Genomic DNA, 6,213 nt, shown 5'->3' on the forward strand with positions numbered 1-6,213 from the left:
GGCGCGGCAACAGGAATGTGCGGGTGAGCAGCGTGCTGGCGTCGATGCGCAGCAGGCCGAAAGGCTCGGCATTGCGAAAGGCGGCCTCGGCATCCTCGATCTCGGCCAGGATCGACAGGCAGCGCCGATAGTAGGCTTCGCCGTCCTGCGTGGCGTTCACCTGCCGCGTCGTTCGTTCCAGAAGCCGCGCGCCGAGATGCTCTTCCAGCCGCCGGATCGCTTCCGTCGCGGTTGAACGCGGCAGGCCGAGATCGGCCGCGGCAGCGGTAAAGCTGCGCCGCTCCAGAACGCGAACGAAGAGCCGCATCGTGTCCAGTCGATCCATGGCCCTTGTTCGCAATTTCCGAATAGTGATGTCAATAGATGGCTGATTATACGGAAAGCGGGTCGGCCTATATCCGTGTCACCAACACGGAGAGACTTCCATGACATCCAATCAAACAAGTACGGGTGGCCAAACCAGAACCGCGATCGTGACCGGCGCCTCCAAAGGCATCGGCGCCGCCATCGCACAGCGGCTCGCCCGCGATGGCGTCGCCGTCGTCCTCAATTATGCACGGGGCCGCGCCGAGGCCGAAGAGCTTGTGCGCAGCATCGAAGCCGGCGGCGGCAAGGCAATCGCCGTTCAGGCCGATATCGCCGATCCGAATGGGATCGCAGCGCTGTTCGACGCCGGCGAGAAGGCGTTCGGCGGCATCGACATCCTCGTCAACAATGCCGGCGTCATGAAGATTTCGCCGATGGCGCAGACCGACGACGCTTCGTTCGACACGCAGATCGCGATCAATCTCGGCGGCGTGTTCCGCGGCATGCGGGAAGGCGCGCGCCGGCTTCGCGACGGCGGCCGCATCGTCAATTTTTCCAGCAGCGTCGTCGGCCTCTACCAGCCGGGCTACGGCGTCTACGCCGCCACCAAGGCGGGTGTCGAGGCGATGACCCACATCCTGGCCAAGGAGCTTGGCGCGCGCCGCATCACAGTTAACGCAGTAGCGCCCGGGCCGATCGAAACCGCGCTGTTCACGGACGGCAAGAGCGAGGCGCAGATCGAGGCCATCGGCAAGATGATCCCGCTCGGCCGGCTTGGCCAGCCCGACGACATTGCCGGGCTGGTCTCGTTCCTGGCCGGGCCGGACAGCTTCTGGGTCAACGGACAAATCATCCGCGCCAATGGCGGCGTCGTCTGAGCCGTCGCCGACCGCTCCACGCCGAACCTCAAATTCCACAGAAAGGAAAAGATCATGCCATTCGCCAACATCAAGTTACCGCAAGCGGCGCTCTCCAGGGCGCAGAAGGAAGACCTCATCCATCGAACGACAGCCATGTTCGTCGACTTTTTCGGCGAGGGTGTGCGCCCCTTCACGATGGTGCTGGTGGAGGAGGTCGCCGACGGCGGCTATGGCCGGGCCGACGAAGTGTTCGTCGTGCCGGAAGTTTTTCGCGCAAAGGAGTAGTGCCGGGCCGTTCCCGGGCGAGCCACGGGTCTCGCCCGTCCTTCGGGTCCCACAAGTGGGGAGATCGGCAGCATCACCCCCTTCCGCTTCTCCACCTCGGCCTTCCTCAGCAGGAACCGCTGAATCTTGCCGCTGGGTGTCTTCGGCAACTCGCTCGTTGACCGCCGGATGTTCGATCAGCGCGCTTTCGACGTCGATGCGGTAGCCCGGCAGAGGTGATGGCGTCGTCGGCGCGGCCGATCAGGAGATCGACCGTCCGGTTGCGCGAATGGCCCGAGAAGGGCTGGCCTCACCCGTGCGGCCCTGTATCATGGCCTTGTGAATGCTTGGGAGGAGGCTTGTGCATGCGGCTGAATCGGAATCTCTGTCATTGGAGGGTTTGGGTCTTCATCGCCGCAATGGTGCTTTGGCCGCACGCGGCGCCGGCCGATACCCTCACGCCCGAGCGCATCACTGCTGCCCTGTCGAAGCTCGAAGCGCTTGCCGAAGCCGCCGTAGCGGACGGTGCTGTACCCGGTCTCGCCATCGGCGTCGTGCGCGATGACGAGGTGATCTTCCTCAAGGGTTTTGGGCATCGCGAGGCCGGCAAGCCAGAGACCGTCGACGCCGACACGGTGTTCCAGATCGCCTCCCTTTCCAAACCGGTTTCCGCCACCGTCGTAGCGGCGTTGGTTAGCGACAGGATCGTGTCCTGGGATTCGAAGATCGCCGATCTCGATCCGGCCTTCCGGTTGGCCGATCCTTATCCGGCGAGCCAACTCACCGTTCGTGACCTGTTTTCGCATCGCAGCGGGCTTCCAGGCACCGCCGGAGACGACCTCGAAGGTATTGGCTACGACCGCGTCGAGATCGTGCATCGCCTGCGGTTCGTGCCACCATCGTCGAGCTTTCGCGCCGGGTATGCCTACAGCAATTTCGGATTGACAGAGGGTGCCATGGCAGCCGCGACACCGACAGGAAAGCCCTGGGAGGAGGTCGCCGAGGAGAAGCTCTACCGTCCGCTTGGCATGGCCTCGACCAGTTCCCGTCATTCGGACTTCGTCAAGCAAAGCAACCGTGCTGCGCTTCACGTCAAGGTCGATGGCGCCTGGGCCGCGAAGATAGAGCGCGATCCGGATGCGCAGGCGCCCGCCGGCGGCGTCAGCTCCACGGCACGTGACCTCTCGCAATGGCTGCGCCTCATCCTCGGCAACGGCGTTTATGCCGGCAAGACACTGATTGCCGCCGATGCGCTAAGCCAGACGCATGTTCCGCTGATAGCGCGCGGCAACAACCCCGTCTCCGGCGGCGCATCGTTCTACGGCCTCGGCTGGAACGTCGAATTCGGCCGACACGGCCTGAGCTGGGGCCACGCCGGCGCCTTCAGTGTCGGGGCGCGTACCCTGGTGACAGTCTTCCCAAAGGAGAAGCTGGGCATCGTCATCGTCGCCAACGCCTTTCCGACTGGCCTGCCGGAGGGATTGTCCGACAGCTTCGCCGATCTCGTCTTCGACGGTAACGTCGAGAAGGACTGGGTCAAGGCGTGGAATGATATCTATGCGGGCCTGTTCGGTCCGGCGGTCGCGGCGGCCAAGGCCGCCTATGCCGCGCCGCCGTCTCCGCCACGGCCAGCCGGGCCGGACAGCGTCTATGCCGGCCGGTACGCCAACGACTTCATCGGCGATGCGATTGTGTCGGAAGCGGGAGACCACCTTGTGCTCAGGGTAGGCCCGGCCGCCGGCCGGTCCTACTCATTGAGGCATTTCGACGGTGACCTTTTCCTGACCTTCCCCGACGCGGAGACGCCGGACAGCCCCTCGGGCGTAAGTTTTGTGGTCGGCGCTGACGGCAAGGCGTCGGCCATGACCGTAGGTTTTCTCGACGACAATCATCTCGGCACGCTGCAACGTGTGGGGGACTGACTTCCAAATCGAACGGTGCGGCCGGGAGTTCAGGATGCCGGGCCGTACCGGAGCAGTTTGAAGCAATCGCCGTTGCCCGATTTCGTCTGCGCCAGCAAGGGCTTCGACCTGTCTATCCATTCCTGATGTGACTTCGCATCGGCCTCGATCGCATCGACCGGTGCAAGACTGACAAAGCTGCGTCCGTGGCTGAGAAGCCAGCACGCACGGCCGAGAAATCGCCTGCTGCGCTGGCGCAAGAGGTCGGCATCGTAGAAGATGTCGAGCACCTCGTGCTTGATCTTGCGCTGCGTTTCAGGATTGGCGATCGCAACCTCAATCGGCTCGCCGCCGATCGCATCCTGCAGGTCCTTGTAGTCGAGGGTGAGTTGGGTGATGGCATATTTGATCTCGCTCTCGTCGCGCACGATGTCGAACCATAGCGTCGGATCGAGCTCGTTGACGACGAACGACGACTCGAAATCGCGCGACAGGTTGAGGATGTCGAAGTCCCGGATGTCGACGTCGCGCTCAACCAGCAGGATTTCGCGGACCTGCTTGCCAAGCTCCGCTCCCTGCGCGCCGATGGCGGCGTTGGTTCCACCAAGTTCGGGACTAATATAGGCCCCGCCGTCATCCAGCAGCGCGTCGAATTCGCCAAGTGACTCGACGAGGGGAGCGCCGCGAGCGATGCGCGCCGCCAGCTTGGCCAGAACCTGCTGAAGATCCGCTTCGCGTCTGCGCTGGTCTTGGTAATTCTGCTGGAAAAAGAAGATGAACAGGGACACGCCGATGCCGATCAGGATCACGCCCAACTGCGAGAAGATGTTGCGGTGGTATTCCAGCAGCTTTTCGCGATGGCGCACGTCGTCGCGCACACTGTGGGCGACGCGCAAATTGACGATCAGCGACAGGATGAGCAGCCCAGTACCGACGAGGATGAGGCCGCCGATGAGCAGGTAACCATGGCCTGTGCTGAAATCCATTCCTTTTCCCTGAAGCCCAGACTGCGCAGAATAGTGCCATTTTGGCTAAATACCTACGGATTTGCAGGCGGTGGATTTGATGGCGGCGGCCACCCCGGAAGGTTGACCCGCCTGGCCATCCGGCCGATAGCTCCGCCAGAAACTGTCCTGAGAACCCTGATGACTTCAGACACCAACCTCCACGATGCACCCGCCGTCGGCCCTGACACCGACTGGCAGGCGGACGTCCGCGCCGGCGTGCGCCACGTGCGCGATCTGGCGTCCCTCCCGCTGTCCCCAGCCGAGCGCGCGGCCGCCCAAGCCGCGGCGGTGAAGCACAAGGTGCGCGCGCCCAAAGCCTATCTCGACCTGATCGACTGGAGCGACCCGGCCGATCCGATCCGGGCGCAGGTCATCCCGTCTCCGCAGGAACTTGAGGAAGCGGAGGGCGAGCTCGACGATCCGATCGCCGATCATGACTTCAGCCCGGTGCCGCGATTGACGCACCGTCATGCCGACCGGGTGCTGCTGTTCCCGACCTATCAATGCGCGGTCTATTGCCGGTTCTGCTTCCGCAAGGAATCGCTGACCTCGATCGGTCGTGGCTATACGCACGAGGCGCTGGAGCCGGCGCTGGCCTATATCGCCGAGCATCCCGAAATCCGTGAGGTGATCCTGACCGGCGGCGATCCGCTGTCGCTGCCCGACAAGGCACTGGCCGAAATCTCCGCGCGCATCGAAGCGATCCCCCATGTGCGGCTGCTGCGCATCCATACGCGCGTGCCGGTGGTGCTGCCGTCGCGCATTACATCAGGGCTCGTCGCGACGCTGCAGGGCCGGCTGATGGTCACCGTCGTCACCCATTTCAATCACGCGCGTGAAATCACCGGCGCTACCGAGGTGGCCTGCCGCACGCTTCGGCGAGCCGGGTTCGTGCTGCTCAACCAGAGCGTTCTGCTCAAAGGCGTCAACGACAGCATCGAGGCGCTGGAGGAGCTCTGCCGCGAGCTGATGTACCGCCTCGGCGTCAAACCCTATTACCTGCACCATGGCGACCTCGCGCGCGGCATGGCGCACCGGCGCACGACGATCGCGCAGGGACAGGCGCTGACCGAAGCGCTGCGGGCGCGGCTGTCGGGCATCTGCAACCCCGTCTATGTGCTCGACCTGCCGGAAGGCGGCGGCAAGGTGCCGATCGGGCCCTGTCATGTCGAGGGCAGGCAGGGGGAGAGCTGGCGGCTGCGCGGGCTCGATGGCGAAGTGCGGGAATATAGGGAGATCGTTGGCGCGCAAGAGGAACAGTCTTCGAAGATTCCAGGCTCGTGACGCCAGGATCCACCCGGATAATCCTACAGCGTCACAGCGACCGTTCGTAATGGCCAGCGTCTGCGCCGCCCCTCACCTGCCTGCCGGCATCCTCTCCCCGTATAGTGACGGGGAGAGGGGTGCTGTCATCGGCGATTTCGCCAATCTCCAGCGTTGCGGGAAGAATGCCGGCGTCGCGGCCAGCCCCTCTCTCCCCGTCACTATACGGGGAGAGATGTCCGGCAGGACAGTGAGGGGCAGCGCCAACGTCAACGATTGCCGCGTTCGGCTAGGAACTCATGACGCCGTAGCGCAGCAGAATAAGCGCGCCGACCTCAAACCCCATCTCCATCGACAAACGCCAGCACCACCACGCGCGGGGCAGCGCAGTAAACGAGCCTGGCCTTGCGGCCGGTCTTCGTCGTCGCCTGGCCTGCGTTCAGGTCGACGGTGATGTCCTCATAGCCCAGCACCTCGCGATCGAGCGGATAGACGGCCTTGTAGACGGCTTCCTTGGCGGCAAAGAGGATGCGGCCGGCAAGATGCCGGTCGGCTGCGTCCGTGCGGTCCGCGGGCGTTGTCACGAGGGCCAAAGTATCATCCGGGAGAGGC

General features: G+C 64.1%; 7 protein-coding genes. 4 read left to right on the plus strand and 3 right to left on the minus strand.

The window, feature by feature from the left end; all coding sequences use genetic code 11:
* Nucleotides 1–325 (minus strand): LysR family transcriptional regulator (locus tag EN984_RS18785; RefSeq protein ID WP_164765521.1); only part of this gene is annotated, 325 nt, incomplete at its 3' end.
* Between the two features lie 100 nt (nucleotides 326–425).
* Between EN984_RS18785 and EN984_RS18790 the strand changes: the two genes are divergently transcribed.
* From EN984_RS18790 to EN984_RS18800, 3 genes are all read left to right on the plus strand, one after another.
* Nucleotides 426–1,184: an SDR family oxidoreductase gene (locus EN984_RS18790; RefSeq protein ID WP_127269409.1), complete on the plus strand. Its 759-nt coding sequence runs from the start codon at nucleotides 426–428 to the stop codon at nucleotides 1,182–1,184.
* Between the two features lie 54 nt (nucleotides 1,185–1,238).
* Complete coding sequence (locus EN984_RS18795) at nucleotides 1,239–1,451, plus strand: 4-oxalocrotonate tautomerase family protein (protein WP_127269408.1); 213 nt, start codon at nucleotides 1,239–1,241, stop codon at nucleotides 1,449–1,451.
* Between the two features lie 344 nt (nucleotides 1,452–1,795).
* The gene (locus tag EN984_RS18800; protein ID WP_127269407.1) at nucleotides 1,796–3,352 is read left to right on the plus strand and encodes a serine hydrolase; all 1,557 of its coding nucleotides are present in this window, start codon (nucleotides 1,796–1,798) and stop codon (nucleotides 3,350–3,352) included.
* A gap of 29 nt (nucleotides 3,353–3,381) precedes the next feature.
* Here the strand turns inward: EN984_RS18800 and EN984_RS18805 are convergent, their stop codons facing one another.
* The gene (locus EN984_RS18805; protein WP_127269406.1) at nucleotides 3,382–4,317 is read right to left on the minus strand and encodes a hypothetical protein; all 936 of its coding nucleotides are present in this window, start codon (nucleotides 4,315–4,317) and stop codon (nucleotides 3,382–3,384) included.
* Nucleotides 4,318–4,476: 159 nt separating this feature from the next.
* Between EN984_RS18805 and EN984_RS18810 the strand changes: the two genes are divergently transcribed.
* A complete protein-coding gene (locus EN984_RS18810) occupies nucleotides 4,477–5,622 on the plus strand; it encodes a KamA family radical SAM protein (RefSeq protein WP_127271998.1) in 1,146 nt (381 codons plus the stop codon).
* Nucleotides 5,623–5,936: 314 nt separating this feature from the next.
* On the opposite strand, the gene EN984_RS18820 is transcribed toward EN984_RS18810, so the two are convergent.
* The coding region (locus EN984_RS18820; protein ID WP_127383876.1) for a 4'-phosphopantetheinyl transferase superfamily protein at nucleotides 5,937–6,213 on the minus strand (277 nt) is incomplete at its 5' end.

The organism is Mesorhizobium sp. M7A.F.Ca.CA.004.12.1.1 (genome assembly GCF_003997835.1).
Classification (GTDB): domain Bacteria; phylum Pseudomonadota; class Alphaproteobacteria; order Rhizobiales; family Rhizobiaceae; genus Mesorhizobium.

Bases quoted from the DNA above. Each gene is read 5' to 3' on its own strand.
- EN984_RS18805 (WP_127269406.1), bottom strand. From the start codon at position 4,317: ATGGATTTCAGCACAGGCCATGGTTACCTGCTCATCGGCGGCCTCATC.
- EN984_RS18810 (WP_127271998.1), top strand. From the start codon at position 4,477: ATGACTTCAGACACCAACCTCCACGATGCACCCGCCGTCGGCCCTGAC.
- EN984_RS18795 (WP_127269408.1), top strand. From the start codon at position 1,239: ATGCCATTCGCCAACATCAAGTTACCGCAAGCGGCGCTCTCCAGGGCG.
- EN984_RS18790 (WP_127269409.1), top strand. From the start codon at position 426: ATGACATCCAATCAAACAAGTACGGGTGGCCAAACCAGAACCGCGATC.
- EN984_RS18800 (WP_127269407.1), top strand. From the start codon at position 1,796: ATGCGGCTGAATCGGAATCTCTGTCATTGGAGGGTTTGGGTCTTCATC.